The organism is Nocardia sp. NPDC004722, assembly GCF_053601505.1.
On sequence record NZ_JBSGBY010000849.1, the window covers coordinates 1 to 2770 of the forward strand.

Here is a 2770-nt window from a genome sequence, read left to right on the forward strand (position 1 = left end):
GGAAGGTGTCGGTCAGCTGCTCCGCAATATCGGTCTGGTGCAGGCGCACCTGAATCCCGAATTGCATGTCTCCACCGTCGTTCTCACCATGTACGCGCCTGGGCCGCACCAGGAATCTGGGCAGTATCGAGCGTCCGGAGCGGCTGCCGCTCTCGCCAGCACAGCAGCGGATGTGGTTCCTCAACCGGTTCGACGACCTCGGCGACGGGACCGTCTCGGCCGGGTCGGCCGCCTACAACCTGCCGTTCGCGCTGCGGGTGACCGGCGGACTCGACGTCGCGGCGCTGAGCGTCGCTCTCGACGATGTCGTGTCCCGTCACGAGGTACTGCGGACCATCTATCCCGAAACCCCGGACGGACCGGTCCAAGCCGTGCTCGGTCTCGGTAGCCATCCGCTCCCGCGTCTGGTGACCGCTCGGGTCACCGAGAACGAGATCGCCGGTGCCGTCCTCGAACTGGCCACGAAGCCCTTCGATGTCACCCGTGAGGTGCCCGTCCGGGTGCGGCTGCTCGAGATCGCCGGACCCGCCGACGAGGCTGGCTTCGTGCTCGCGGTGGTCGCGCATCATATTGCCGCCGACGCCTCGTCCATGGCCCCGCTGGTCCGCGACATCATGACCGCGTACACCGCCCGGGTCGCGGGCGCGGAACCCGCGTGGACGCCTCTGCGGGTGCAGTACGCGGACTATGCGCTGTGGCAGCGCGAGATCTTGGGCTCCGAGTCCGATCCGGAATCGATTGCGGCTCAGCAGCTCGCGTTCTGGCGGGGCGAACTGGCCGGACTGCCCGACCTGCTGGAACTGCCCGCCGATCGGCCCCGCCCGGCGGTGGCCTCTTCGACCGGTTCCCGCGTGCCGGTGCGGATCGATCCGGCCGTGCACGCCGGAATCGTGCGACTGGCCCGGGAGCATCAGGCGACCGTGTTCATGGTGGTGCACGCGGCCTTCGCCGCGCTGCTGGCGCGACTGTCCGGGACCGCCGACATCGCCCTCGGCACCCCGGTCGCCGGGCGCGGTGAACGCGAACTCGACGATCTGATCGGCATGTTCGTCAATACGATCGTGTTCCGGACCCGGGTGGACGGCTGCGAATCCTTTGCCGCGCTGCTCGCCCGGCAGCGCGAGACCGACCTGCAAGCGTTCTCGCACAGCGACATTCCCTTCGAACGCCTCGTGGAAGTGCTCGACCCACCCCGCACCACGGCACACCATCCGCTGTTCCAGGTCGGTCTGTCCTTCCAGAACATGGCGCGCTCGGTGCTCGAGTTGCCCGGTCTCACCATCGCCCCGGTCGAGTCGGATATGGCTGTCTCGCAGTTCGACCTGCACCTGATCGTGTCCGACGGCTACGACGAAGCCGGTGCGCCGCTGGGCATCGGCGGCTACCTCACCTACGCCACCGACCTGTTCGACGCCGCGACGGTCACCGGATTCGTGGATCGCCTCAACCGGCTACTCACCGCCATCGTGGCCGACCCGGCGCTACCGGTCGGTGATATCGAACTGCTCGCCCCCGCCGAACTGGCTGCGGTGCACGGAGCGCGCGGTCTCACCGCGCACCAGGTGGATACGACCGCCCACCTCCTCGCACGATTCGAGGCGCAGGCGGTGCGGACGCCCGAGGCGGTCGCGCTCAGCTTCGAGGGGACAGCTCTGTCCTACGGCGAGTTCGCGTCGCGCGTGCACCGGCTGGCCAGGCACCTGATCGCGTCGGGCGTCGGCCCGGACACTTTGGTGGCGTTGGGTATTCGCCGCTCCACCGATCTGGTGGTGGCGATGTATGCGGTGTTGGCCGCCGGTGGCGCGTACGTGCCGTTGGACCTGGATCAGCCTGCCGACCGTATCGAGTACGTGCTCGAGACCGCGCAGCCGGTGGCGGTCCTGACCACTTCGCGTGACGGCTTCGGGTACGAGGCTGCGCCGGTGGTGGTCGTCGACACCCTCGATGTCAGCGGTTACTCCGATGCTGTGGTGTCGGATGCGGATCGTGTTGCGCCGCTGCGGTCTTCTAATGCCGCGTACGTCATCTTCACCTCCGGTTCGACCGGTCGTCCCAAGGGTGTCGCGGTCTCGCACGCCGCTGCCGTCAACCAGATCGCGTGGATCACTTCGGAGTACGCGCTGTCGGCTGTTGATGTGGTGTTGCTCAAGACGCCGCAGACTTTCGACGTGTCGGTGTGGGAGCTGTTCGGTCCGCTGGCCGTCGGCGGCCGGATGGTCGTGGCCACGCCGGACGGACACCGGGATTCCGGTTACCTGGCGGAAGTCATTGCCGCCGAGCGCGTCACGATCACGTCGTTCGTGCCCTCCATGCTCAGTGTGTTTTCCAGCAGTGTCGAGGCGGCGCAGCTGTCGTCGCTGCGGGCGCTTCTCATCGCCGGCGAAGCCTTCACTTCGGACGTTGTTGGTGCCTTCCGCAAGGTCAGTGCTGCCGAGCTGCACAACCTCTACGGTCCGACGGAATTCACGGTCCACGCCACGTATGCGCCGGTCTCGGATGACGTGCAGGGTGCGGTTCCGATCGGTCGTCCGGTGTGGAATGCGCAGGCGTACATCCTGGATGCGCGTTTGCACCCGGTCGCGCCGGGTGTCGCGGGTGAGCTGTATCTGGCAGGTGGTCAGTTGGCGCGCGGCTATTTCGGTCGCGCCGATCTGACCGCGGACCGATTCGTCGCCAATCCGCTCGGGTTCGGTGAGCGGATGTATCGCACCGGTGACTTGGTGCGCTGGAACGCGGATGGTTCGATCACGTACCTGGGTCGTACCGACTT

Annotated in this window: 2 pseudogenes; both read left to right on the forward strand. The window is 67.3% G+C overall.

Annotation, left to right across the window (positions count from 1 at the left end):
• A pseudogene (locus tag ACWELQ_RS42915) lies at nt 1–94 on the forward strand (ParA family protein); the annotation flags it as partial.
• Between the two features lie 7 nt (nt 95–101).
• Nucleotides 102–2770: pseudogene (locus ACWELQ_RS42920) on the forward strand (non-ribosomal peptide synthetase); the annotation flags it as partial.